Raw genomic sequence first — 24,301 nt, 5'->3', positions numbered from 1 at the left:
GCACGTCAGGGCTGTGCCTCGCGCTCCCCGTCGTCGGAGGCGGCGCGGGTGCCGGTGCGGTCGCGGGTGAACCACGCGACCGCCCACAGCGCGACGCCGACCAGCAGCAGCACACCCGCGATGCGGTACTCGTCGCCGGGGCGTCCGGACGACCACGGCAGCACCAGATAGAGGCAGGCGACCGCGCCCACGACGGGCAGGACACGGCCGGCCCGGAAGTGCGGGGTGTCCACGGTGTCCTTGCGCAGCACCAGGACCGCCACGTGCACCCCGGCGAAGACGGTGAGCAGCAGCAGCGACGTCGTGCCGCCGAGGAGGGCGACGACCGGGCTGTCCGGGTTCAGCGAGACGAACGTGATGAGGCCGAAGGCGATGACGGTGGTGAACACGATCGCCGCCTGCGGGGTGCGCCGTACGGGGTGCACCTTGGCCAGGAACGGCGGCAGGACGCCCTTGCGGCTCATCCCGTAGAGCAGCCGGCTGGCCATCATCATGTTGATCAGCGCCGAGTTGGCCACGGCGAACATGGAGATGAACGGCAGCAGGTCGGAGATCGGGAAGTCGGGCGCCGCCGTCCGCACCACGGTGGCCAGCGGTGTCTCGCTCTCGGCGAGCCGGCCGACGGGCACGACCGCGACCGCGCACACCGACACCAGGACGTAGATCAGGCCGGTGATGCCGAGCCCGGTGAACATCATGCGGGGGAAGATCCGCGACGGTTCCCTGGTCTCCTCGGCCATGTTGACCGAGTCCTCGAAGCCGACCATGGCGAAGAAGGCGAGCGAGGTGGCGGTGCTGACGGCGAGGAAGACGTTCTTGTCGGAGGCGCTCTCGAAGGCGACGACCCGGGAGAAGTCGGCGTTCCCCCCGGCGATGAACCAGCCGCTGATCAGGACGACGAGCAGCAGACCCGACAGCTCCACGGCGGTCAGGAACACATTGACCTTGAGGCTCTCGCTGACGCCCCGCAGGTTCACGAGCAGCACCAGCGTCATGAAGCCGAGGGCGATCGCGAGGACGAGTCCGTCGCCGCCGTCCAGTCCGAACCCGGTGACCAGGTTGGCGGCGAAGGCTCTGGAGGCCGCCGACGCCGAGGTGATGCCGGAGCACATCACGGCGAAGCACACCAGGAACGTCAGGAAGTGCTTGCGGAACGCCTTGTGCACGTACAGCGCGGCACCGGCGGCCTCGGGGTACTTGGTGACGAGTTCCAGATAGGAGCAGGCGGTGATCAGGGCCACGGTGAACGCGATGACGAACGGCAGCCAGGCCGCTCCCCCGACCTCGCCCGCGACCTGGCCGGTCAGGGCGTAGATGCCGGTGCCGAGGATGTCCCCGACGATGAAGAGCAGCAGCAGACCCGGACCCATCACCCGCTTGAGTCCGGGCTCCCCGTCCGGGGCGGTGGCGGGTTGGTCCTTCTGTCCCGTGGATGTCATGGCGTACTCCTCGTCGTGGTGGTGGCCGGGACCCTCACTGATGACGACTACTGCCCTGATCGAACGGCCGCATGTGCGCGACGGGAATCGGGCTGCTGTACGGCCTGCCGTACCGCGCGGGAAACGTACGAGGCCCGTCCGCGTGTCGCGGACGGGCCTCGTGCCGGAGCGCCGGGCAGGCCTTGCACCTGCATCTCCCCGCAGGAAGCGGGGCGTCTTTCCTTGGACCACCAACGCAGGGTCGGTGACCGCGAGTTGCGGTGACCGGCTCTGGGAGCAAGCTTAGTACATGTGGGCGAGTGCCCGCGCCCCCGGGCCAATCCGTCCGTCCGTCGGTCCGTCAGTCGATCAGTCGGGGCAGTCGCCCTGCTGGAGGCGCTGGGGCCGGGACAGGGCGACCTGGTCCCGGACCACGCCGTCCTCGTCCTTCACCGGTGAGGCGGCCTTGAAGTCGGTGATCGCCCAGTAGTGGTGACCGTGGCCCTCCATCGGGCCGGTGCCGGTGTGCTCGTAGTCGATCCACAGCACCCCGGTGACCTCCTGGCGCTGGTGGCGGTGCTGGAGGTGCGCCTTGTGGCCCTTGGGCACGAACGCGCTGAAGCTCTGCGTGCTGCCCGTGGAACGGCCCCAGGTGTGCTGGTAGCTGGTCTGGATCGACGCCTTGACGAGTTCGCTGAGCCCGATCTCGACGCCGGCGCCCACCGTGACGCTGTTGGAGGTGGAGTACTCGTTGCTGTGGGACCAGGTGAGGTTGTTCTGCTCGTTGCCGCCGTAGCAGTTGGAGAAGTCGGCGGTGAGCGGCTTCCAGGTGCCGTAGCCGGTGGTGCGCGGCTCGCCGTACGGGTAGAAGCCGCAGGCGACGCCGGGTATGTCCTGCTCGCTCTCGGCCGCGCAGTCGCGGACGATCTGCTCGGCGGTGATCCGGTCGTCGCCGGAGGTCTCCGGGTAGGCGTCGGCGGGGGCGCCGAAGGCGGTGCCGTTCTCCAGGCAGACGTATCTGCCCTGGCAGAAGGAGGGTGTCTCCGCGTGGGCGGTCGCCGTGCCGAGGGCGCCGAAGCCGAGGGTGGCGGTGGTGACGGCGAGCAGCCGTGCTCTGCGAGGGTGCATGGTGAATCTCTTCGTGTGGTGGGGGGTTGGGGCGGAACGGGCCCTTCCGGGGACGTCCGCGCCCTCAGACCCTAGGCAGCCGGCCGGGTGCGGTACAAGCGTTCGAGTCAGAACGGCCGCAAGGGGTCGGCGAGTTGGGCCGACCCGCCGGTAACGGCTAGCGTGACTCGGCTCGGTGCCCCGGCCCGTGCCGGTGGACGGCGCACGTCGCGGGCGTACGCGTCCGGACTCAACGGACGGGGGCGGGGGCGGACTTCGGCCGGACCGGGCACCGGACGCCCGGAGGTCAGCCGCCCAGCAGAGGCAGGGTGAGGCCGCAGCGGACGGGGTGGGCGTGCGCCGGGTCGAGGGCGTTGCGCACGAGCTGGGCGGCGTTGGTGTCGTAGGCGAGCGACAGATGGTCGGACATGTCCTGCGGGCACACGTCCTGGATGAGGATGTTGCGGACGGTGGCGCCCGGGCCCGCCGTCAGGAAGTTGTTGCGGTACGGCGTGGCGAACAGGTCGTACCGGGTGGAGACCACCGTGTACGAGATGCCCGGCTGCGTGTCGCCGTCGCGGTCGAGCCGGCGGTTCACGGCGGAGCCCACCATCTGGTCCGACCACGCCTGGCCGACGACGGCGGACACGGCCGGGTCCAGGCCGAGGCGGCCGGTGACCGTGCCGACGCCGGAGATGTCGCCGCCGTGGTTGGACGGGGCGAGGGCGATCAGCCTTCGCACCTTGTTGCGCTTCGGGTGTGCCGGGTCGGTGCCGCCCTCGAAGCGCAGATACCAGCGCGGGGTCGGGCCGCCGCCCTGCGAGTGCCCGACGAGGTCGACCTTGCTGGCGCCGGTGGCCTTCAGGACGCGGTCGACGTACCGGGCGACCTGCCGGGCGGACTTCGGGATCGGCCCGGTGGCCTTGAACGGATTGCCGGGCGTGCCGCCGTAGTTGGGGGCGAAGACGCAGTAGCCCAGGCTCTTGAGGTAGGGGGCGAGCATGCTCCAGTTGGCGTAGGCGTTCGCCGCCGAGCCGTGCAGCAGGACGACCGGGCGGGGGTGTTCGCGCGAGGGCCGGCACGACCAGTCGTCGGCTCCGGCGGGGGCCGCCTCCGGGTGGACGAGCCCGTACGCCACCGCCGCGGCGACGTCGAGGACCGGGCGCGTCGGTGCGGGTTCGGCGGACGCGGTGGCCGTGCCGGTCAGCCCGAGGGCCAGCGGCAGGGCGACTCCCGCGCAGAGCGTCGCCCAGCGGCCGCGCGGCCGCTGCGGCCCGCTCCGGGAAACCTTCCGGTCCGCCATGGTCACTCCTCGTCTCCGGGCCGGCCCAGCGCCGACGCGAAGATCATCGGGGACCCTCCGGGCGCGGGGCGCCGGGGCCGCTCACGGCACCTCCGATGGAGCAGACGCATTTCATCCGACCGGCCCAGCCGGTGCGGGGAGGGGTCCGTCAGGCGGCGGCCTTCTTGCGCCGGCGTCCGCCGCCGGCGAGGGCGTCGATCAGCTCCTGACGGCTCATCCGGGACCGGCCGGGGATCTCCTGCGCGGTGGCGCGTTCGTACAGCTCGGCCTTGCTCAGCTCACGCAATTCGCTCTTCTTCGGAGCGGCGGAGCTCTTGCGTGCCGAACTCTTGGGCGCGGAGGCGGACTTGGACCGCTCCGACGCGGGCTTGGACTGCTTTGCCCCGGACTTGGTCTGCCCGGCCGGGGACGTCTTGCCGCCGCCGGAGCGGGCGCGTTCGATGCTGCCCTGGAGGACCTCCATGAGGTCGACGACGTTGGTCGCGCTCGGCGGCTCCTCGGCCGGGGCGATCTCCTGCCCCTCGGCCTTGGCCTGCACCAGCTCGCGCACCTTCTCCTCGTAGGTGTCGTGGTAGCGCGACGGCTCCCACGGGCCGCTCAGGGCGTCGACGAGCTGGAGCGCCATGTCGAGTTCCTTGCCGCTTCCGGCCCGGTGCTCCGGGAGCTGCGGCAGCTCACGGGTGGAGTCGCGGACCTCGTCCGCCCAGTGCAGGGTCTGGAGCATCAGCGCCTTCTCCTCGGCGCGCAGTGCGGTGAGGTACTGCTTGCCGCGCATGACGAAGGTGGCGACACCGATGCGGTTGGCCTTCTCCAGGGCGGCGCGCAGCAGTTCGTACACCTTGAGGTGCTCCTCGCCGCGCGGCGCGAGGTAGTAGGTGCGGGCGAAGTACACCGGCTCGATCTCGTCCAGGTCGACGAAGTCGGAGATCTCGATGGTCCGGCTGCGGCCCGGTGCGATCGCGTCCAGCTCCTGCGGTTCGATCACGACGTACTCGCCGTCCGCGATCTCGAAGCCCTTGACGATGTCGTCCGGGGAGACCTCCTCGCCGGTGCGCTCGTTGACCCGGCGGTTGCGGATGCGGTCGGAGGTGCCGCGCTGCAGCTGGTGGAAGTGCAGGGTGTGGTCCTGGGTGGCGGTGTAGAGGCCGACCGGCACGCTGACCAGCCCGAACGTGATCACACCTGTCCAGATCGCCCGCGCCATGACCGTCCCGCTCCGTCCGTGTCCCGAGTGCTGCCCTCCACGCTGGCACCACGACGGCGGGCGCGCGCGTCGAGCCGGCCCGGCCGGGGGCCGACCGGCGCAACCCCTCACACCGGGGCGGCGAACGCGGATGAACTGTGCCGGGACTGGAAAGCTGGTGCCCACGGCACGTGCGACACCGGGCCCGGACACCTCGGGGATGACGCCCTTCGCGACGCTGGGCGAGCTCGCCGATCTGGTCGCCGCCCGCCGGGGCTGTACGTGCGCTGGTCCCTGGGCCCCGCCACGGACATGGCGGCGATGTCGAGCCGGGACGAGCTGACGGGGCTGCGCTGCCCGGTCTGTCCGCGAACCCGCTGGACGTCGAGGAGCGGTGGGACGGCCGCCCGCTCCGCGTCTGGGTGGCCCGGCGCCTGTACGACTACGCGCACCTGCCCCGCATCAAGGACTCCCGCACCCGGCCCTGGGTCCTCACGGCCCGCGAGGCGGCCCGCGGCCCCGACAACGAGCCTCTGGTCAGGGACGTACGCCCACTGGGCTGGATCGAGGACCGGGTCATCACCGAGGCCGACCGCGTCGTCCGGCACCACCGGAACTCCTGGGGACCGCTGGACCGGGGCGGCACGACCGGCACCTGAATGCCTCGCCCCGACGGGCGTGGGTACCCGGCCCCTCCCTCATCGGATCGAGGAGGACCCCCGTGACTGAATCGCCCCCGTCCCGGGCCGAAGGCGACCGCGACCAGGACGACACGCCGGCCCAGACGGAGGAGGCGGCACGGACGACCCCGTCCCGGGCGGAGGGCGACCGCGCGGACGATGACGGCGACCCGTCGTAAGCCCAGCGGGAACGGGAGAGCGGCTGGTCGGGACCGTGAGCCCCGGTCACCGGCCGTCACGGTCACGGCCAGGCCTGTGCTGGTGCAGGTGTTCCAAGGCGTCCAGGACCACCGTGCGGCGGTACCAGCTGCGCCAGGCCGCCACGTCTGAGGCCAGGCGGAGCAGTTCGGCGCGGCGGGCTGTGCCCGGCCAGGTGCCGGGGTCGTTGCGGTGCAGGGTCAGGGTGCCGGTGCAGTGCCGCTCGGGGGTGATCAGCGGAACGCTGTACACCGCGTGGCTGCCCGCCGCCAGGAGGGCCTGGCCGGCCGGGTGGGCCGCGAGGGTCTCGTCGGCGGCGACGTCGGGCACCGCGACGGGTGCGAGCCGGCTCTGGGCCAGGGCGACGGGGACCGGCGGGCCGGTGACGAGGGCGACCTCGTCCCAGTAGGCGGCGTCGAGGCCCTGATGGGCCTCCAGGATCAGCGCGTGGTCCTGGGCCGGGTCGGTGAGGTGCACCTCGCCCGCGTCTGCCTCGGCCACGGCGATCGCCGTGGCCAGGGCGGCGCCGATGATCTGCCGCCGGTCGGTGACGTCTCCGGCGCAGGACCGCAGGAACGCGGTGTCGGGCGGCGGGGCGTGCGTCCCCCGTCCCGGGAACCACTCGTCGTCGCTCTGCGGCGGAGGCGCCGTGACGACGGCGGACGCGAGGACCCGCAGGGGGACGTTGCGCTGCTGGGAGCCCTCTCGCAGCAGGGCGAACGCGGCTTCGGGGTCGGGCAGGCCGTAGCGGGCGATGAGCATGCCCTGCGCGATGCCGATGAGCCCGGCGGTGCGTGCCTTGGCGCGGAGTCCGAAGACCTCGCCGCGCAGGCTCTCCGCGTCGGTCGCCGGTCGGTGCCGCCTGGGCCGGGCCGTCGGGGCGGGGACCGGTGTGGGGGGAAGCGTTGTCAGGGCCTCGGCCAGTGTGCCGTACAGGCGCAGGCCGGGGAGGTCCTCCTCCTGCTCCAGTTCCTTGCGCGCCTCGGGTGTCGCCACGACCAGGACCGGGGCGTCCGCGAGGTGCAGGGTCCCGTCCCGCAGGGTCCGCCGGACCGTGGCGTCGACCGCCGGGGCGGCGGCCATGTCGAGGACCAGCCGGTGGCCCAGACGGGCGGCGCGGTCGAGATGGTGCCGCAGTTCCTGGTCCAGCCGGACGCAGCCCTCGGCGTCCGGTGCGCCGGCCAGACACACCACCGTGACACGGCCGGTGGCCGGCACCATCCTGAGGGGGGAACGACTCGCCATCGTGCCTCGCTCTTCCGCTCCTGTCGGCCGCGTGCGTCGGACGGGCGGTGCGCCGGGGTGGCCCCGCCGCCCGACCGCATATCCACCCTCGCCCGCGTGTGCCGGGAGGGCAAGGAGAGAACCCCGGTGAGGGGGCGGATCGCCTGTCAGGCCGGGGACGGGGTGAGGAGGAGGGAGCGGGCCGCTACGACGACCTCGGCGGTGTCGATCCGCAGCAGGCACGGGTCGGGGGCGGTCCCGTGCGGGTCTCCGGGGGGTCCCGGCCGCCACAGGGCGATGTGCCGGCCGCCAGGCGGTGGCCCCCAGAGGCGGGGCGGCACCGGGCCGAAGAGCGTCACGGACGGTGTGCCGTGCGCCACCGCCAGATGGGCCAGTCCGGTGTCACCGCTGACCAGGAGTGCCGCGTGGGCCCCGCCGGCTGACCTGCGCGGGGTCAGCCGCCCCTGCCCGCCCTGAACAGCAGCTGCGGGGACAACCCATTGCGGGGTGCGGTCGGCGACGCGCTCGGCGAGTTCGTCGAAGCCGACGGTGTGCGCGTCGACGAAGGCACGGTCGACCCGGCCGGTGCGGATGATCTCGTGGAGCAGCGCGTTGAGCAGGGCCACATTGGTGCCCGGGCGGGGCGCGAGGTGGACGGTGGCGTGCCGGGCGACCTGTGTCGGGCGCGGGTCGACGCACACCAGGCGGGGCGGTTCGGGGCCGGGCAGCCGGTCGAGCACCCGCATCCACAGCACGGGCTGGGTCTCGGCCATGTTGTGACCGAACAGCGCGAGGACGTCGGCGTGGTCGACGTCCGTGTACGAGGCGGGCCGGTCGTCGCAGCCGAAGGTCTCCTTCAGCGCCTCGGCCGCCGTCGCCGTGCACAGCCGGGTGTTGCCGTCGATGTGGTGGGTGCCGATCCCGGCGCGGGCGATCACGGCGAGGGTGTAGTACTCCTCGAGGAAGAGCTGGCCGCTGGTGTGGAAGCCGATCGAGCCGGGCCCGTACGCCTCCGGCAGGTCCTTGCTGCGGTCGACGATCCTGGCGAGGGCGATGTCCCCGTCGCAGGGCTCCAGCCGTCCGTCGCGGCGCACGAGGGGCGTCGTGAGCCGGTCCTCGGAGCGGTTGGCCTGCCAGCCGAAAGGTCCTTCGGCCCGAACCTCCCGTGGTTGACGCGGTCCCGGGCGCTGCCAAGGACCCCGACGATCCGTCCGCCGGCGACGGCGACGTCCATGGCGTCCCCGTTGGAGTGCAGGACGGACGCCGTCGGCACCCAGGCGTCGACGTCCCCGGCCGTGACGCCGGGTCCCAGATACGAGTCGACCCGTGCCGGCCACGGGGTGCCGGGGCCGTACGGGGTGCGTTCGCCCCACGGCTCGGCGATCCGGTCCACCTCGGCGCGCATGGGCGTCACCACGCTTCCCACGTCGGGACGACGTGCGTCCCGCCCCGCCGGACGGGACGACCGGCCGGTCCGCCGTGGTACGGACCGGCCGGGAGTGCTCCGAGCGCGCCGTCAGAGGACGGTGCCGGGGTCCTCCGGCCGGATGCGTCCGCGCCATCCGCCGGTGCTGCCGCCCTTCTCGACGTACTCCTTGAAGCGGTGCAGGTCGCCCTTGACGCGCCGGTCGATCATGCCGAGGGCGTCCGCGCCCTTCTCGGCCATGCCGGTCGGCTCGACGTCCATCGTGAGTTCCACGCGCGTGTGCGCGTCGTCCAGCGGTTCGAAGCGGACCGAGCCGCGCTGCTTGGTGTCCCCGCTCACGGATCGCCAGGTGATGCGGTCGTCGGCGAGCTGGTCGACGATCTCCGTGTCGAACTCGCGCCGCACCCCGCCGATGCTCGTGACCCAGTGGTTGTGCCGCTCGTCGAGCTGGCGGACCTCCTCCACGCCCTCCATGAAGCGCGGGAAGTCCTCGAACTGGGTCCACTGGTCGTAGGCCCGGCGCAGCGGAACCTCCACGTCGACCGTTTCCTTGACCGTGCTCATCGATCCTCCTGATGCGCTCGTCTCGCGGGCCGGTTCCGTGCGTCGCGGCCCGGCCTGTCGTGCGTTGCGGGGGTCGGGTACCCGTGCCACGGGATGTAAAAGTCCGTGGGTCCGGCAAAAGATCGTCGGTCCCGCGAACGACCGTGGTCCGGCGATTCGGCGTGTGTTCCCGGCCGGCCGGGAACCCGGCGCCCATGAACGCTGAGAGCACGCCCTACGAGTCGTACTGGCTGCGGACCGCCCCGCCCGGCGATCCCGCTCCCCCGCCGGACGGTGACCTCTCCGTCGACGTCGCCGTGGTCGGCGGGGGCATCGCCGGGCTGAGCACGGCGTGGGAGCTGGCCCGGCAGGGCCGTGAGGTGGCCGTGCTGGAGGCGGGGCGGCTCGCCGCCTCGGTCACCGGGCACACCACGGCCAAGCTGACCGCGCTGCACACCCTGGTCTACGACCGGCTGCGCCGCACCAGGGGCCCGGAAGCGGCCCGGCTGTACGCGCGCTCGCAGTCCGAGGCGATCGGGCACGCGGAACGGGTCGCGCGGGAGCTGGGCGTCGACTGCGAGTGGGAGGAGGCCGCGGCCCACACGTACGCCGAGGACCCGCGGCACGTCCCGGAGCTGCGCGCCGAGGCGGAGGCGGCCCGGGAGGCGGGCCTGGACGCGGAGTTCGTCACGGAGACGGACCTGCCGTTCCCGGTGGCCGGCGCGGTCCGGGTGAACGGGCAGGCACAGTTCCATCCGCGCAAATACCTGCTGGCGCTGGCGGAGGACCTGCGGCGGCTCGGCGGCGCGGTGTACGAGGGCACCCGGGTGACCGGGCTGACCGAGGGCGAGCCGTGCGTCCTGACCACCGAGGCGGGCGTGCGGGTGCGGGCTCGCAAGGTCGTGGTGGCCACGCACTACCCGGTGTTCGACCGCGCGCTGCTCTTCGCGCGGCTGTCCTCGCGCCGGGAGCTGGTGGTGGCGGGCCCGATCGCCGGGGAGCACGCGCCGCGGCAGATGTACATCACGCCGGAGCGGAACACGCGCTCGGTGCGTACGGCGCCGCTCGACGACGGACGCCGGTTGCTGATCGTCACGGGCGAGCACTTCACGCCCGGCACCGCCGACGCCGAGGAGCGCTTCGAGCGGCTGGCCGCGTGGACGCGGCGGTACTTCCCTGAGGTGACGCTCACGCACCGGTGGGCCACCCAGGACAACGACGCGACGGACACCGTGCCGCTCGTCGGCCCGTTCCACGCCGGCGGCGAGCACACGTACGTGGCGACCGGCTTCGGTGGCTGGGGCATGAGCGGCGGCATCATGGCGGGCCGGCTCCTCGCGGATCTGATCGGCGGACGCGAGGTGGCGTGGAGCGGGCTGTACGACCCGCGCCGGCTGGGCCCGGTCGTCCGCGAGGGGGGCCGGTTCCTGGCGCACCAGGCGCAGGTCGCGCGGCATTTCGTGGGCGACCGGATCACCCCGCTGCCCGGGAGCGGTCCCTCGCCGGACGACATCGCGCCCGGCGACGGCGCGGTGGTGCGGTCCGGCGCGGGACTGTGCGCCGTCCACCGGGACGCGGACGGCACGCTCCACACGCTGTCGGCCCGCTGTACGCACCTCGGCTGCATCGTGTCCTTCAACCGGGCGGAACAGGCGTGGGAGTGCCCCTGCCACGGCTCCCGCTTCGCCCCCGACGGCCAGGTGGTCCAGGGCCCGGCGGTGCGGCCCCTGCCCCGGCGTGATCTCTGAACCGCGTTTCCCGGCCGCGGGTCGGGGGCACCCGGTCGGCACTTCAGGGAGCCGCGACCGGCTCCCACCCGAGCAAGGAAGAAGTTGAAGCGCCGTGACCGCGCGGACCGCGAAGAAGGAAGTCCTGCACCTGCCCCGGACCGGCTGGATGGAGTCCCGGCACCCGGAGGAGAAGGCGATACGTACGTGCGTCGCCGCCGTGGAGGACAGAAGCACGCAGCCATCGGCCCGCGCGGAGGCCGAGTGGAACATCGTCCGGGGCGAGGACTGAGCCCCTCCCCGGCCGATGGCCGACCCCCGTCCTCGATCCCCGGAGCGACTGTGAAAGCACTGGTCATCAACTGCACCCTGAAGGGGTCTCCCGAGCCGTCCAACACCGAGGCGTTGGCCTCGGTGGTCGCCGGTCGGCTCGCCGAGCAGGGCGTGGAGGTGTCGTCCGTACGGGCCGTCGACCTGAAGATCGCCCCCGGTGTCGTGACCGACGCGGGCGACGGCGACGAGTGGCCCCAGGTGCACGAGCGCGTTCTGGACTCCCAGATCGTCGTCATGGCCTCGCCGACCTGGCTGGGACGTCCGTCGTCGGTGGCGCAGCGCGTCCTGGAACGCATGGACGCGATGCTGTCCGAGACCGACGACCAGGGACGCCCCGTCGCGTACAACCGGGTGGCCGGTGTCGTCGTCACCGGCAACGAGGACGGGGCGCACCACGTCATCAGCGAGATCTCCGGGGCCCTCGCCGACATCGGCTTCACGATCCCGGGCCAGGCCTGGACGTACTGGCATCTGGGCCCCGGCCCCGGGCCCGACTATCTGGACGAGCAGAGGGGCCGCGACTGGGCGCACAGCACCGGTCGCACCATGGCCGACAACCTGCTCGGTGTCGCCCGTGCCCTGTCCGAGCGGCCGCTGCAGGCCGCGGGCTGAGGAGCGCGTCCATGACCACAGAAGCTCTCGCTCCGCACCCTCCCCTGCGCTGCTGGGTGCTCCCGGGCGTGTACCGCCCCCAGTTCGACACCCGGCTGCTGACCCGCGCCCTGCACCTCGAGGGGGTCACCGCGGGGACCGATGTGCTGGATCTGGGCACCGGCAGCGGCATGCTGGCGGTGGAGGCGGCCCGCCTGGGCGGACGCGTCACCGCCGTGGACATCTCCCGGAGGGCGCTGGCCGCCGCCTGGTGGAACGCCCGGCAGAACGGGCAGACCCTGCGGCTGCGCCGCGGCGACCTGATGACGGCGGTGCCCGGCCGGCGGTTCGACCTGGTCGTCTCCAACCCGCCCTATGTACCCGCGCCCGACAGCCGCCCGTCGAAGGGCGCGGCCCGGGCCTGGGACGCGGGGGCGGACGGAAGGCTGCTGATCGACCGGATCTGCGACCACGCGCCCGCGCTGCTGCGCCCCTCGGGGAGGCTTCTGATGGTGCACTCGCATCTGTGCGGGGTCGAGGCCACGCTGGCCCGGCTGACCGCGGCCGGGCTGCGGGCCCAGGTCGTGGAGCGGGCACAGCTGCCCTACGGCCCGGTGCTGCGTTCCCGGGCGGAGTGGCTGCGCGAGCGCGGTCTCGCGGACGAGGATCTGACGGAGGAACTGGTGGTGATCCGCGGTGAGCGCGTCTGAGCGGCCCCGCCGCATCCGGGTGCAGCGGGACGGCCCGCTGCTGATCGAGGGCCCGGTCGAGGTGGTCGGCGAGGACGGCGAGGTGACGGTCTGCGACCGGTTCAGCGTGGCCGTCTGCACCTGCCGCCGCAGCAAGATCTTCCCCTGGTGCGACACCAGTCACCGCAAGCGGGCGAAACGTACGACGACGGACGAGGACGGGACCGCATGACCACGACGACTCCCCGGCGGCTCTCGCGGCGGACGGTGCCCGCGCTGCCCGAGCCGCGCGGCCCGCTCTCCGGCGCCGTCATGGACCTGATGCGCGGCGCGCGGGACGTGGAGGTGCCGGCGCCGGCCGCGGCGGATCCGTACGGCGACGATCTGCAGCTCGCCCTGTACGCCCTGTACGAACTGCACTACCAGGGCTTCGAGGGCGTGCCGGAGGCGCGGGAGTGGGACAGCGGCCTGCTGTCCGTGCGCGCGGCGCTGGAGGATCGGTTCCTGGGCGCGCTGCGCGCCGACGTGCCGGCCGGCGACAGGGAGAGCGCCTGGGCGGCGCTGGACGAACTGCAGGTGGAGCCGGTGGACGGCACCGGCAGCGTCTCGCACTTCCTGCGCGACGAGGGCACCCTCGGGCAGCTGCGGGAGTACGCGGCGCTGCGCTCGCTGTACCACCTGAAGGAGGCCGACCCGCACGCCTGGGTCATCCCCCGCCTGTACGGCCGGGCGAAGGCGGCGATGGTCGCCATCGAGTTCGACGAGTTCGGCGGGGGCCGCGCGGACGAGATCCACGCCCAGCTGTTCGCCGACCTGATGGCGGACCTGGGCCTGGAGACCGCGTACGGCCACTATGTCGATCCGGCGCCCGCCGAGATGCTGGCGACGGTGAACCTGATGTCGCTGTTCGGTCTGCACCGGGCGCTGCGGGCCGCCCTCGTGGGGCACTTCGCCTCCGTCGAGGTCACCTCGTCCCCGGGGTCCCGGCGGCTGGCCGAGGCTTTGGAGCGGGTGGGCGCCGGCCCGGCCGCCGTGCGGTTCTACGCCGAGCACGTGGAGGCGGACGCCGTGCACGAGCAGGTCGTACGGCACGACGTCGTCGGCGGGCTGCTCGAGGAGGAGCCGGGGCTGGAGGCGGACGTGGTGTTCGGCATCCGCGCGACCGGCCATCTCGAGGACCGGCTCGCCGCCCGGCTGCTCGCGGCGTGGCGGGACGGCGGGTCGGCGCTGCGGACCCCGGAGCCGGTGGCCGCGACCGCCTGACGTCCGGCCCGGCATCGGGGACGGCACTCGGGGAACCCGGCCCCCATGGGGATGAACCACGCCGAAGCTCCGGTCCTCGAAGCGCTCGCCGCCTACGGGAACGAGGACGAACTTGCCTTCACTCCCCCGGGTCACAAACGGGCCCGGGGCGCCGACCCCCGGGCCCGGGCCGTGCTGGGCGACGCCGTGTTCTTCGGGGACGTCCTCGCCAACGGCGGCCTCGACGACCGGCTCGCCCGCAACCAGATCCTCGTGCGGGCCGAACAACTGATGGCCGACGCGGTCCACGCGGACCACACGTTCTTCTCGACCTGCGGCAGCTCCCTGTCGGTGAAGGCCGCGATGCTGACGGTGGCCTGCCCCGGCCACAAGCTCCTCGTCGGCCGCGACGCCCACAAGTCGGTCGTCGCCGGGCTGATCCTGTCCGGGGTCGAACCGGTGTGGGTGGAACCCCAGTGGGACGCCGGGCGGAGCATCGCGCACCCGCCGTCCACGGCCGCGTACGAAAAGGCGTTCGAGGAGCATCCGGACGCGGACGGCGCCCTGGTCACCAGCCCCACCCCGTACGGCGCGGCCGCCGATCTGAGCGGGATCGCGGAGGTCTGCCACCGGCGCGGCAAGCCGCTGGTCGTGGACGAGGCCTGGGGCGCACACCTGCCCTTCCACGCCGATCTGCCGGCCTGGGCGATGGACGCGGGTGCCGACATCTGTGTGACCAGCATCCACAAGATGGGCAGCGGTCTGGAGCAGGGCTCGGTCTTCCATCTGCGGGGGGATCTGATCGACCCGGCCGAGCTGGCCTCCCGTGCCGACCTGCTGGACACCACCAGCCCCAACGTGCTGATCTACGCCGGGATCGACGCCTGGCGGCGGCAGATGGTGCAGCACGGCCACGACCTCGTCGGCGGGGCGCTGAAGCTGGCCGCCCGCACCCGCGAGGCGATCGAGGCCATCGACGGCATGCATGTGAACGACGCGGACGACTTCTGCGGCCCCCATCTGGCCGCCGGCTTCGACCCGCTGCCGGTCGTGATCGACATCAGCGCGCTCGGCACCACCGGCTACCGGGCGGCGGACCGGCTGCGCGAACACCACCACATCGACGGGCACCTTTTCGACCACCGCAGGATCAGCGCACAGCTCACCCACGCCGACGACGAGGAGACCACGGGCCGCCTGCTCACGGCGCTGCGCGACCTCGCCGAGCACGCCCCGGAGCTGCGCGACGCACCGCGGGTCGCGGTCCCCTCCCCCGCCGGGCTGCGGATGGAGCAGGCCGAACTGCCCCGGGACGCCTACTTCGCACGCCACGAGAAGGTCGCCCCACGGGATGCCGTCGGCCGGGTCGCCGCCGAGATGATCACCCCGTATCCGCCGGGCATCCCCGCCGTCCTGCCCGGCGAGCGCCTGACCGAGCCGGTGCTGGAGTATCTGCTGACCGGTGTCGAGGCCGGGATGTTCCTGCCGGACGCGGCGGACCAGCGGCTCGGCACCGTACGGGTCGTCGCCGAGGACTGACGGCCGTCCCGCGCGCCCCACCCGTTACACCGGCGCCGCCGCCGGGTACTCGACTGCGCGTTTCCCCCATACCGGCCCGTTTCCCCCAGGGAGAGGCGTGACTGACGACAGCGGGAGCACCCCCCGCACCGACCCGACGGACACGACGAAGGTCGCCCTCCTCGTGATCGACATGATCAACACGTACGACCACGAGGACGCCGAGCTCCTGGTGCCGTCCGTCGAGCAGGTCGTACCGGTCCTCGCGAAGCTGATCGAGCGGGCCCGCGCGGCGGACGTGCCCGTGATCTACGCGAACGACAACTTCGGGCGCTGGCGGTCCCACCACGGCGAGCTCGTGGAGAACGCGCTGTCCCGGCCGCGCGCCGACCTGGTCGAGCCGATCCGCCCGGACGACGAGTCGCTGTTCGTGGTGAAGGCCCGCCACTCCGCCTTCTACGAGACCCCGCTGTCGTATCTGCTGTGGCGGCTGGGCGTGGGACACGTGGTGCTGGCCGGGCAGGTCACCGAGCAGTGCGTGCTGTACTCCGCGCTGGACGCGCACATCCGGCATCTGGACGTCACGGTCCCCCGGGACACCGTCGCCTCGATCCATCCGCATCTGGCGTCCGCCGCGCTGGAGATGATGGAACTCAACATGGGCGCCTCCATCGTGGACGCGGCGGACGTCGACTTCGGCGCGTGAGTCAGCGCCGGGCCCCGGTCACCGCCTTCGCGGCGTCTTCCGGGATTCGTTCGGCGGGCCGGTGACCGGAATCAGTGCCGCCGCGGACGACGAGCACGGCGGCGAGGGCGACGGCGAGTCCGAGGGCGGTCCGGACGCCGAAGGGCTCGCCGAACATGAGCGCCCCCCAGACGGCCGTCACGGGTGCCATCAGGAACATCAAGGTGTTCACCTGGGTGACGCCCGAGCGGCTGAGGATGATCCAGTACAGGCCGTAGCCACCGAAGGTGGCGAGGACGACGAGCCAGGCGGTCGCGGCCCAGAAGGCGGGATCGGCGGGCGGGACGGCCGCGCCGGAGCCGACGGCCAGCGCGGTGAAGACGACGGCGCTGGTGAGGCAGTGCGTGGTCAGCGCGGCCTCGGGCGCCACCTTCGTACGGGCGCGGCCCTCGAGGAAGGTGGCGGCGACCAGCGACAGCATGCCGAGGAACGGGACGGCGTAGGCCCACCATGCGGCATGCCCGCCGGACGCGGCGTCCGCGCTCGTGACGACGGCGACGCCGGCCACGCCGAGGCCGAGACCGAGCCACTGGCGGCGTGTGACGTACTGGTGGAGGAGCGGACCGGCCAGGGCCCCGGCGACCAGGGGCTGCACGCCGTCGATCAGGGCCGTGGTGCCGCTGGAGACGCCGAGCTGGATGGCCCAGTACACGGTGAGCAGGTAGCCGCTCTGCGAAAGGGCACCGATGACGACCTGCCGGGCCACGTCCCGCGGGGCGAGGCCGCGCCAGGAGGACCGGGCCAGGGCGACGGCGAGCAGCACGAGGGCGAGCGGCAGGAACCGCCACATGAGGAGGGTGACGGCGGAGGCGCTCCCCGCGCCGAGCTTGGCCCCGATGAAGCCGGAGCTCCAGCAGATCACGAAGGCGGCCGACAGCAGCGCGTTCATGCGCGGGCCTCCAGTAAACAGATCGGTATAGTCAGTACCCGGCCAACTATACAGATCGGTATACACTGGGGGCATGGAGAGCGTGCGGAATCCGCGACGGATCACGATGACGCCGGCCGCCCTGCGGGTGCGGTCGGCCGCGGACCGGCTGTTCTACGAGCGGGGCATCCACGCCGTCGGCGTCGACCTGATCGCCACCGAGGCCGGGGTCACCAAGAAGACGATCTACGACCGGTTCGGCTCCAAGGAGCAGCTGGTCGTGGAGTACCTCGCCGACCGGGACGAGCGCTGGCGGGCCTTTCTCGACGGCCATCTGAACGTCGCCGGGCCCGGCGCCCGCGCCCGCGTCCGGGCCGTCTTCGACGCCTCGCTCGCCTGGGCCGCGGACCACAACTCCAAGGGCTGCAGCATGGTCAACGCCCACGCCGAGATCAGCGACCCGTCCCATCCCGCGTACCCGGTCATCACCGGCCAGAAGGCATGGATGCTGGCCCTCTTCACCGACCTGGCGCGGGAGGCCGCCCCCGGCGAGGCCGAACGGCTCGGCCGCTCACTGATGCTGCTGCACGAGGGGGCGCTCGTCGCGTACGGCCTCGGCGTGTTCCCGGACCCCATCGGCCACGCCCGCGACCAGGCCGAGGCCCTGCTCGAGGCGGCCGGGCGCGGCGCCCGGGCTCAGCGGCCCTGACGCCGGCCGCGCACCAGCAGATACAGGAAGTACGGCGTGCCGACGGCCGCCGTCATCAGGCCCGCGCCGAGCTGCGCCGGGGCGATCACGGTACGGCCCAGCAGATCCGCCGTACCGACCAGCACCGCGCCCAGCAGGACGGCGACGGGCAGCACCCGGACGTGCCGGCGGCCCACCAGGGCCCGCGCCGCGTGCGGGGCCACGAGGCCGACGAAGCCGATCGTTCCGGCGGCGGCGACAGCGGTGGCGCTCAGCAGCACCGCGAGGACCAGGAAGCCGAACCGGCCCCGCGCCAGGCCCAGTCCCAGCAGACGCGGAGTGTCGTCGTCGAGCGAGACGAGGTCCAGCTCCGTGCGCCGGGCCACCGCGACGGCCAGCCCGAGGACGAGGACGACGGCGAGCGGCACGACGTCCGGCAGAGTGCGGCCGTAGGTCGAGCCGGACAGCCAGGTCAGCGCCTTCGTCGCGTTGAACGGGTCGGTGAGCACGATGAGCAGGCTGATCAGCGCGGTGCAGGCGGTGGCGACGCCGATGCCGACGAGGACGAGCCGGTTCTGCCGGAAACCACCGCGCGCGGCGAGGCCGAAGACGAGGACGGAGCTGACCGCGGCGCCCGCGAAGGCCGCGCCGGCCATGCCCCACGATCCGGCGATCGGCACCGTCGTCACCAGCAGGACCGCGCCCAGCGCGGCACCGCCCGAGACGCCGAGGACCCCGGGCTCCGCGAGAGGGTTGCGGGTCACGGCCTGCACGAAGGTGCCGGCCAGGGCGAGGGACGCGCCCGCGAGGAGGGCCGCGAGGACCCGGGGCACCCGGGTGTCCAGGACGAAGGAGACACCCCGGCCCGCTCTGCCCTGCGCCCAGTTCGCGACGTCGCCCAGCAGCAGTTTGCTGTCGCCCAGCAGAAGGGCCGCGATCGTGACGCCCACCAGTACGGCGGCCAGCACGGCCGTCGTGGTGAGGAACACGGCCCGGCTCCGGATGCGCAGCCGGTCGGGCGGAGCCGCCCCCGCCGTGTCCTTCAGCCGGGCCGCCATGACGACGAGGAACACGGCGCCGACGAGGCTGGTGACGACGCCCGTCGGCACGGCGACCGCGAGATCGGCGGGCACGAGGGCGCGCAGCAGGACGTCCGAGCCGAGCACCAGGGCGGCGCCCGTGAGACCCGCTATCGGCAGGCGTACACGCGAGCGGGTGAGGCCGCGGGCCCTGCGGGCGAGGGCCCGTACGAGGGCGGGGGCGCACAGGCCGACGAAACCGATGGGCCCGGCGAGGGTGACGGCGGTGGCCGAGAGCAGCGAGGCGAGGACCACCGCGGTGACGCGGGTGGCGCGCACGGGGACGCCGAGGCCGCGGGCGGCGTCGTCGCCGAGCGCCAGGGCGTCGACGCGCCGGGCGACCAGCAGCAGCCCGGCGAGTCCGGCGAGGGCCGGCGGCGCCGTCTGCAGCAGGCCGTCGAAGCCGCTCTGCGCGATGCTGCCCTGGTTCCACTGGTAGAGGCCCTGGGTCTCCTGCGGGAAGAGCAGCAGCAGTCCCTCGGTGGCGGCGGTGAGGCCGAGGGCGAGCGCGGTGCCGGCGAGCACGAGCCGTACGGTGCCGGCGCCCGGGCCGGAGAGGCCGAGGACGACGGCCGCCGCGGCGAGGCTCCCGGCGAAAGCGATGCCGGAGGAGGCGAGCAGCGGCAGCGAGACACCGGTGACGGCGGCCAGCGCGAGGGCGAGATACGAGCCCGCGTTGACGGCGAGGGTGTCCGGGGAGGCCAGCACATTGCGGCTGACCGCCTGGAGGGCGGTGCCCGCCATGCCGAGGACGGCGCCGACGAGGAGGCCGGCGGCGGCCCTCGGCAGCCGGGAGGCGACGACGACGGAGGCGTCGCCGGCGTCGGCCCGGCCGGTGAGGGCCTTCCAGACCTCACCGGCTCCGACGTCGGCGGTGCCCTGGGTGAGGTCGGCGACCGCGAGGGCCGCGACCAGCAGGATCAGTGCGGCCGTCACCGCGGCCGTGCCCGTCCTGGAGGGGGCGGCCGCCGGCCGGGCGACAGAGGGGGGCGCGGTGACGGCCATGCGCTACTTCGTCAGCTCGGCGACGACGGCGTCGACGTACCGCTCCATGGAGCCGGGGCCGCCGAACATCCAGATGCCGTCGGGCAGCCGGTGCACCTCGCCCTTCTTCACGAAGGGCAGCGAGGTCCACACCTTGTCCTTGGCGAGGGCGCCGGTGAAGGGAGTGGCGCTCTTGTCGCCGTCGTTGCCGATGTAGGCGAACCGCACGTCGGCGGGGAGCTTGGTGAGGCCCTCGACGTCGGTGGTGCCGAGGCCGTAGTCCTTGTCGCCCTCGACGGTCCAGGCGTTCTTCAGGCCGAGCTTCTCGTTGACGGCCCCGATGAGCGAACCGCTGGTGTAGGGCCGGATGGAGACCTGGTTGGAGATGTCGTAGCCGTCGGCGAAGGCGAACTCGGCGCCGTCGAGACCGGCGTCGGCGAGGGCCTTGGCGCCCTCGGCGAGCTTGGTGTCGAAGTCCTTCTTGAGGGTGGCGGCCCGTTCGGTGGTGCCGGTGGCCTCGGCGATGAGGTCGAGGTTCTTCGTCATCTGGCCGAGCGGGTCGGACGCGCCGGCGGAGCGCACCTCGATGACCGGGGCGACCTTCCGCAGCTGCTCGACGGCGGCGGGCGGCAGATCGGTGCTGGCGACGACGAGGTCCGGGGAGAGCGCGGCGATGGTGTCCATGCTGGGCTCGCCGCGGGTGCCGATGTCCTTGGGCTCGTTCTTCAGCGGGACGGCCTGGTCCCAGGTCTTGTAGCCCTTGACGTCGGCGACGCCCACCGGGTCGACGCCGAGCGAGACGAGCAGCTCGACCTCGTGCCACTCGGTGCCGACGACCTTCTTGGCGGGCCCGTCGAGCTTCACCTTCGTGCCGGCGGCGTCGGTGAGGGTGATGGCCTGGTCCTGCTTCTTCGCCGCGGCGTCGTCGGCCGCGGGCTCGGTGGTGCCGCAGGAGGTCAGGGCGAGGGCCGCGGCGGTGGCGACCGCCGCGGTGGTGATCAGGCGTCTCATGAGGGTGTGCCGAGCCTTTCGGTTCGCGTGTGGTGGCGGCCGATCGCGCGGGTGCGCAGCCGGCCGGTGAGCGGGTCGGTGCCGACCTCGATGCGGATGCCGTAGACACCGGTCAGCCGCTCGGCGGTCAGGACGTCGTCGGGGGTGCCGTCGGCGACGACACGTCCCTCGTGCAGCAGGACGACGCGGTCGGCGAGGGCCGCGGCCTGGTCGAGGTCGTGCAGGACGGCGCCGACGGCGATGCCGTGGTCGTCGGCCAGGTCGCGGACGAGGTCGAGGAGTTCGATCTGGTAGCGCAGGTCGAGGTAGGTCGTCGGTTCGTCGAGCAGGAGCACGCCGGTCTCCTGGGCGAGGCAGCTCGCGAGCCACACCCGCTGCAACTGGCCGCCGGAGAGGTGCTCGACGCCGCGTCCGGCGAGGTCCTCGACGCCGGTCAGGGCCAGCGCGCGGTCGACCGCGGCGGTGCCGTCCGGGTCCGCCCCGCCCCACCGGCCCCGGTGGGGGTACCGGCCGAACTCGACGACGTCCCGTACGGTCAGGCCGCTGGGGGTGGGGCGGCCCTGCGTCAACAGGGCGACGCGGCGGGAGAACTCACGCGGGGTCAGCGCGAGTCCGTCGGCGCCGTCGACCACGAGGGCGGCGGTGCGCGGCCGCTGGAGGCGCGCGACGGTCCGCAGGAGGGTGGACTTCCCGCTGCCGTTCGGCCCCACCAGCACGGTCACTCGACCGGGCCGGAGCGACAGCGACGCGCTGTGGACGACGTCGACGCCGTCGTACGCCACGGTGACGTCCGTGGCGGACAGTTCATGACCACGACGGGGACGCGCCGCCGCCGAGGTCGTCTCCTCTGCTTGCACGTGACAGAGGTTAGCCTAACCTAAGTCGATCACGGGAGGGGATCCACCCGATGGACACCCGGCCCCCTCCGGTACGCTTCCTCGACTTACGGCGTCCGGCGCCTACTGTGACGATCCACGCGATCTCGCCGTACCGGAGGAGGGATGACCGTGGACCGGGCGCGGCCTGCGGGTGAACGGCGGGGCTGGGCACCACTGCTGGCCGTGTGCGCCGGCTACTTCATGGTGATCCTGGACGTGACCGTCATCAATGTCGCCGTCCCCGTCATCGGCCGCGAGCTGTCCGCCTCGCTCACCGGCGTCCAGTGGGTCACCGACGGCTACACGCTGGTCCTCGCCGGCTTCCTGCTGACCGGCGGCGCGCTGGGCGACCGGCTCGGCAACCGCCGCGTCTTCTGCGCCGGTGTCGCGGTGTTCACGGTCTCCTCCGCCGCCTGCGCGCTCGCGCCGGACGCCCCCTCCCTCATCGCCGGGCGCCTCGTGGAGGGGCTCGGGGCGGCCCTCATCGTCCCCGGCTCCCTCGCGCTGCTCCAGCAGGCGTACCCGGAACCGGCGGCCCGCTCGCGCGCCTTCGGGCTGTGGGGATCCATGGCGGGCATCGCCGCCTCGGCCGGTCCCCTGCTCGGCGGCGCGCTCGTGTCCACGGTCGGCTGGCGCTGGGTCTTCCTCATCAACCTCCCGGTCGGCGCGGCCTGCCTGGCGCTGACGCTGCGGCACGTGGCGCCCTCGCCCCGCCGCGCCGACCGCGCCCTGGACTGGCCGGCGCAGTGCGCGGTGGTGGCGGCCGTCGCCCTGCTGACCACCTCGCTCAACGAGGCCGGACGACGGGGCTGGACCGATCCGGCCGTCCTCGCGGGCCTGGGCCTGGCGGTTCTCGCCGCCGTGCTGTTCGCGGTCCGCGAGAAGCTGGCCCGCTCCCCCGCACTGCCCGTGCCGCTGCTGCGCACACCGGCGATGAGCGGTGGTGCCGTGATCGGCCTGCTGTTCAACTTCGCCTTCTACGGCATGGTGTTCACGGCGAGCCTGGAGTTCCAGCGCGAGCGCGGCTACAGCGCCTTCGAGACGGGGCTCGCGCTGTTCCCCGCGGTGGCGATGACCATGTTCGCCTCCGTCCTGTCCGGCCGGCTGGCCCGCCGCACCGGCGACCGGCCCCTGGTGATCAGCGGCATGCTGCTGGCCGCGCTGGGGCTCGCCGGGTGGGCGGCCGCGGGCCCCGACCCCGGCTACGCCCTTCTCGTCGCCCCGATGATGGCGGCGGGCTTCGGCACCTCGTTCGCCCTCACCGGCTCGACCACCACCGTCATGGGCGCTGTACCCGCCGGGTACGCGGGCACCGCCTCGGCGCTGTTCAACACCACCCGCCAGATCGGCAGCGCCACCGGCGTCGCCCTCGGCGGCAGCCTGCTCCTGTCGGCCACCACCCCGTCCACCGGCCTGCGCCTCAGCATGGCGATCGGCGCCGCCGCCTACCTCACGGCCGCGGCACTGGCCTGGAGGTGCGTGCCGAAGCGGTGACGGCCGCCGCGCCCCGGCCCCGGGCGCGCTACTGTCGCCGATCATGGGCGACTCATGGCGCGGGGACAGGATCGGCAGCGCGCTCCGGGGGGCCAACCCCACCGTGCCGCGCCGACTGGAGGCCGGGTTCGCGGTGATCGGGGACGTGCAGTTCCTCCCCGGCTACTGCGTGCTCCTGTCGGACGACCCGACGGCCCAGCGGCTCTCGGACCTGCCGCGGGAGAGGCGGTCGGCCTTCCTGTCCGACATGGACCGGCTCGGCGAGGCCGTCGAGCGCGCCTGCGGACGGCTGGACCCGGGCTTCCGGCGGGTCGACCTCGAGATCCTCGGGAACACCGACCCCTTTCTGCACGCGCACGTGTGGCCCCGCTACGGCTGGGAGCCGGACGGTCTCGTGCGGATGCCGGTGTGGCTGTACCCGCGCGACTCCTGGAGCGCCCCGGAACACGCCCTCGGCCCACGGCACGCCCCCCTGCGGGCGGCGATCGGCGCTGAGCTGGACCGGTCGGCGTCACGCCTCTGACCTGCGTGGACGATCGCCGTAGGCCGCGTCGCCCGTACCGCTCGCGGCGCTCCGTGGAATGCTGGAAGGGCGCACGCCGAGAGGTGGAGGACGGAATGGACTGGGCCTGGTTCGCGCGGCAGATGGCGTCGATGGCACGCGATCTCCTGGCGCAGGAGTCGGTCGACGCGACCCTGGGACGGATCACCCACACCGCCACCGAGCTGGTGGAGGGCTGCGACGCCGCGGGAATCCTGGTGCTGCGCGGCGACGCGGTGCGGACGCTGGCCGCCACCGACGACCTCGTCGTGGTCAGCGACCGGATCCAGGGGGAGCTGCGGGAGGGGCCCTGCTTCGACGCCGCGCGCTCCCGAACGGGCGAACGCGTCTACCGCATCCCCGACTTCACCGCGGACGCGGTGCGCTGGCCCCGCTACGCTCCCCGGGCCCAGGAGCTCGGGGTCGGCAGCATGATGGGTTTCCTGCTCTACACGGAGGACGAGGATCTCGGGGCCCTGAACCTCTACTCCCGCAGGCCGGGTGCCTTCGCCGAGGCGAGCGAGCTTGCCGGGTGGCTGCTCGCCTCCCACGCCGCGATCGCCTTCTCCAGCGCCCGCACCCACGCCCAGATGGAGGAGGCCGTCGCCACCCGCCATGTGATCGGCGAGGCCAGGGGCATCCTCATGGGCCGTCACGGACTGGACGAGACGCAGGCCTTCGACGTCCTGCGCCGCTACTCGCAGGAGAACAACGTCAAGCTCCGCGAGGTCGCCCGGCAGATCTGCGAGAAGGGCGCCCTGACCTGAGCAGCGGGCACCCCCGCGCGGGGAGGGCCGCACTCTAGACCACGGTCCCGGCGCCACGCCCGGG

Annotated in this window: 25 protein-coding genes and 1 pseudogene; 14 read left to right on the top strand and 12 right to left on the bottom strand. The window is 73.3% G+C overall.

Translation table 11 applies throughout. The features are described from left to right. Positions 1–5: 5 nt before the first annotated feature. The 4 genes from DC008_RS32490 to ku all read right to left on the bottom strand — a co-directional run bounded on the left by DC008_RS32490 (position 6) and on the right by ku (position 5,032). On the bottom strand, positions 6–1,439 hold the full coding sequence (locus DC008_RS32490; RefSeq protein WP_108710065.1) for an APC family permease: 1,434 nt from the start codon (positions 1,437–1,439) through the stop codon (positions 6–8). Between the two features lie 348 nt (positions 1,440–1,787). Next, on the bottom strand, positions 1,788–2,546 hold the full coding sequence (locus tag DC008_RS32485; RefSeq protein ID WP_108710064.1) for a hypothetical protein: 759 nt from the start codon (positions 2,544–2,546) through the stop codon (positions 1,788–1,790). A gap of 286 nt (positions 2,547–2,832) precedes the next feature. Next, a complete protein-coding gene (locus tag DC008_RS32480; protein ID WP_108710063.1) occupies positions 2,833–3,828 on the bottom strand; it encodes an esterase/lipase family protein in 996 nt (331 codons plus the stop codon). A 148-nt stretch (positions 3,829–3,976) separates the two neighbouring features. Continuing rightward, a complete protein-coding gene (gene ku, locus DC008_RS32475) occupies positions 3,977–5,032 on the bottom strand; it encodes a non-homologous end joining protein Ku (RefSeq protein ID WP_108710062.1) in 1,056 nt (351 codons plus the stop codon). A 233-nt stretch (positions 5,033–5,265) separates the two neighbouring features. Between ku and DC008_RS32470 the strand changes: the two genes are divergently transcribed. Next, positions 5,266–5,670, top strand: a complete 405-nt coding sequence (locus DC008_RS32470; protein WP_425276572.1) for a DUF6098 family protein — start codon at positions 5,266–5,268, stop codon at positions 5,668–5,670. Positions 5,671–5,732: 62 nt separating this feature from the next. Further along, complete coding sequence (locus DC008_RS35575) at positions 5,733–5,870, top strand: hypothetical protein (protein ID WP_164492405.1); 138 nt, start codon at positions 5,733–5,735, stop codon at positions 5,868–5,870. Between the two features lie 46 nt (positions 5,871–5,916). On the opposite strand, the gene DC008_RS32465 is transcribed toward DC008_RS35575, so the two are convergent. The 4 genes and pseudogenes from DC008_RS32465 to DC008_RS32455 all read right to left on the bottom strand — a co-directional run bounded on the left by DC008_RS32465 (position 5,917) and on the right by DC008_RS32455 (position 9,103). Further along, positions 5,917–7,134 (bottom strand): ANTAR domain-containing protein, encoded by a 1,218-nt coding sequence (locus DC008_RS32465; protein WP_108710061.1) that lies wholly within the window; start codon positions 7,132–7,134, stop codon positions 5,917–5,919. Between the two features lie 146 nt (positions 7,135–7,280). Continuing rightward, positions 7,281–7,571, bottom strand: a complete 291-nt coding sequence (locus DC008_RS36130) for a glycosyltransferase family 9 protein (protein ID WP_425276571.1) — start codon at positions 7,569–7,571, stop codon at positions 7,281–7,283. A gap of 15 nt (positions 7,572–7,586) precedes the next feature. Further along, a pseudogene (locus tag DC008_RS32460) lies at positions 7,587–8,518 on the bottom strand (molybdopterin-dependent oxidoreductase); the annotation flags it as partial. 111 nt (positions 8,519–8,629) lie between these two features. Further along, the gene (locus DC008_RS32455) at positions 8,630–9,103 is read right to left on the bottom strand and encodes an SRPBCC family protein (RefSeq protein ID WP_055623040.1); all 474 of its coding nucleotides are present in this window, start codon (positions 9,101–9,103) and stop codon (positions 8,630–8,632) included. A 194-nt stretch (positions 9,104–9,297) separates the two neighbouring features. Here DC008_RS32455 and DC008_RS32450 point away from each other — a divergent pair, with 194 nt between their 5' ends. The 8 genes from DC008_RS32450 (at position 9,298) to DC008_RS32420 (ending at position 15,888) form a co-directional block, all read left to right on the top strand. Next, positions 9,298–10,830 (top strand): FAD-dependent oxidoreductase, encoded by a 1,533-nt coding sequence (locus tag DC008_RS32450; protein WP_108710060.1) that lies wholly within the window; start codon positions 9,298–9,300, stop codon positions 10,828–10,830. Positions 10,831–10,924: 94 nt separating this feature from the next. Beyond that, a complete protein-coding gene (locus tag DC008_RS35570; protein WP_164492235.1) occupies positions 10,925–11,101 on the top strand; it encodes a hypothetical protein in 177 nt (58 codons plus the stop codon). 50 nt (positions 11,102–11,151) lie between these two features. Then, positions 11,152–11,754 (top strand): flavodoxin family protein, encoded by a 603-nt coding sequence (locus tag DC008_RS32445; protein ID WP_108710059.1) that lies wholly within the window; start codon positions 11,152–11,154, stop codon positions 11,752–11,754. Between the two features lie 11 nt (positions 11,755–11,765). Next, positions 11,766–12,443: a HemK2/MTQ2 family protein methyltransferase gene (locus DC008_RS32440; protein ID WP_108710058.1), complete on the top strand. Its 678-nt coding sequence runs from the start codon at positions 11,766–11,768 to the stop codon at positions 12,441–12,443. Beyond that, positions 12,430–12,654, top strand: a complete 225-nt coding sequence (locus tag DC008_RS32435; RefSeq protein WP_108710057.1) for a CDGSH iron-sulfur domain-containing protein — start codon at positions 12,430–12,432, stop codon at positions 12,652–12,654. Before DC008_RS32440 ends, DC008_RS32435 begins: the two co-directional genes overlap by 14 nt. Continuing rightward, positions 12,651–13,685: an iron-containing redox enzyme family protein gene (locus tag DC008_RS32430; RefSeq protein ID WP_108710056.1), complete on the top strand. Its 1,035-nt coding sequence runs from the start codon at positions 12,651–12,653 to the stop codon at positions 13,683–13,685. The genes DC008_RS32435 and DC008_RS32430 overlap by 4 nt, the downstream gene beginning before the upstream one ends. 45 nt (positions 13,686–13,730) lie before the next feature. Further along, positions 13,731–15,203, top strand: coding sequence for an aminotransferase class I/II-fold pyridoxal phosphate-dependent enzyme (locus DC008_RS32425; protein WP_108710055.1), 1,473 nt, complete (start codon positions 13,731–13,733; stop codon positions 15,201–15,203). 172 nt (positions 15,204–15,375) lie between these two features. Then, on the top strand, positions 15,376–15,888 hold the full coding sequence (locus DC008_RS32420; RefSeq protein ID WP_235074561.1) for a cysteine hydrolase family protein: 513 nt from the start codon (positions 15,376–15,378) through the stop codon (positions 15,886–15,888). A gap of 1 nt (position 15,889) precedes the next feature. Here the strand turns inward: DC008_RS32420 and DC008_RS32415 are convergent, their stop codons facing one another. Then, complete coding sequence (locus tag DC008_RS32415; protein WP_108710054.1) at positions 15,890–16,816, bottom strand: DMT family transporter; 927 nt, start codon at positions 16,814–16,816, stop codon at positions 15,890–15,892. Positions 16,817–16,889: 73 nt separating this feature from the next. On the opposite strand from DC008_RS32415, the gene DC008_RS32410 reads away from it, so the two are divergent. After that, complete coding sequence (locus tag DC008_RS32410) at positions 16,890–17,504, top strand: TetR/AcrR family transcriptional regulator (protein WP_244221450.1); 615 nt, start codon at positions 16,890–16,892, stop codon at positions 17,502–17,504. Here the strand turns inward: DC008_RS32410 and DC008_RS32405 are convergent. From DC008_RS32405 to DC008_RS32395, 3 genes are read right to left on the bottom strand one after another with little or no spacing between them, the layout of a single operon-like run. After that, entirely contained in the window at positions 17,492–19,567 is a 2,076-nt protein-coding gene (locus DC008_RS32405) for an iron ABC transporter permease (RefSeq protein WP_108710052.1), read from the bottom strand. The two genes, DC008_RS32410 and DC008_RS32405, sit on opposite strands and share 13 nt — an antisense overlap. 3 nt (positions 19,568–19,570) lie before the next feature. Further along, positions 19,571–20,557 (bottom strand): iron-siderophore ABC transporter substrate-binding protein, encoded by a 987-nt coding sequence (locus DC008_RS32400; protein WP_108710051.1) that lies wholly within the window; start codon positions 20,555–20,557, stop codon positions 19,571–19,573. Further along, positions 20,554–21,414: an ABC transporter ATP-binding protein gene (locus DC008_RS32395; protein ID WP_108710050.1), complete on the bottom strand. Its 861-nt coding sequence runs from the start codon at positions 21,412–21,414 to the stop codon at positions 20,554–20,556. The genes DC008_RS32400 and DC008_RS32395 overlap by 4 nt, the downstream gene beginning before the upstream one ends. A 144-nt stretch (positions 21,415–21,558) precedes the next feature. Between DC008_RS32395 and DC008_RS32390 the strand changes: the two genes are divergently transcribed. The 3 genes from DC008_RS32390 to DC008_RS32380 all read left to right on the top strand — a co-directional run bounded on the left by DC008_RS32390 (position 21,559) and on the right by DC008_RS32380 (position 24,237). Next, positions 21,559–22,929: an MFS transporter gene (locus tag DC008_RS32390; protein WP_108710049.1), complete on the top strand. Its 1,371-nt coding sequence runs from the start codon at positions 21,559–21,561 to the stop codon at positions 22,927–22,929. A gap of 43 nt (positions 22,930–22,972) precedes the next feature. Continuing rightward, on the top strand, positions 22,973–23,452 hold the full coding sequence (locus DC008_RS32385) for an HIT family protein (protein ID WP_108710048.1): 480 nt from the start codon (positions 22,973–22,975) through the stop codon (positions 23,450–23,452). A 95-nt stretch (positions 23,453–23,547) separates the two neighbouring features. Continuing rightward, positions 23,548–24,237: a GAF and ANTAR domain-containing protein gene (locus DC008_RS32380; protein ID WP_108710047.1), complete on the top strand. Its 690-nt coding sequence runs from the start codon at positions 23,548–23,550 to the stop codon at positions 24,235–24,237. The last annotated feature ends 64 nt before the right edge of the window (positions 24,238–24,301 follow it).

The organism is Streptomyces nigra (genome assembly GCF_003074055.1).
Classification (GTDB): Bacteria; Actinomycetota; Actinomycetes; order Streptomycetales; family Streptomycetaceae; genus Streptomyces; species Streptomyces nigra.
The sequence above is the reverse complement of the archived record's forward strand: the minus strand, read 5'-3'. Positions and strand labels throughout refer to the sequence as shown.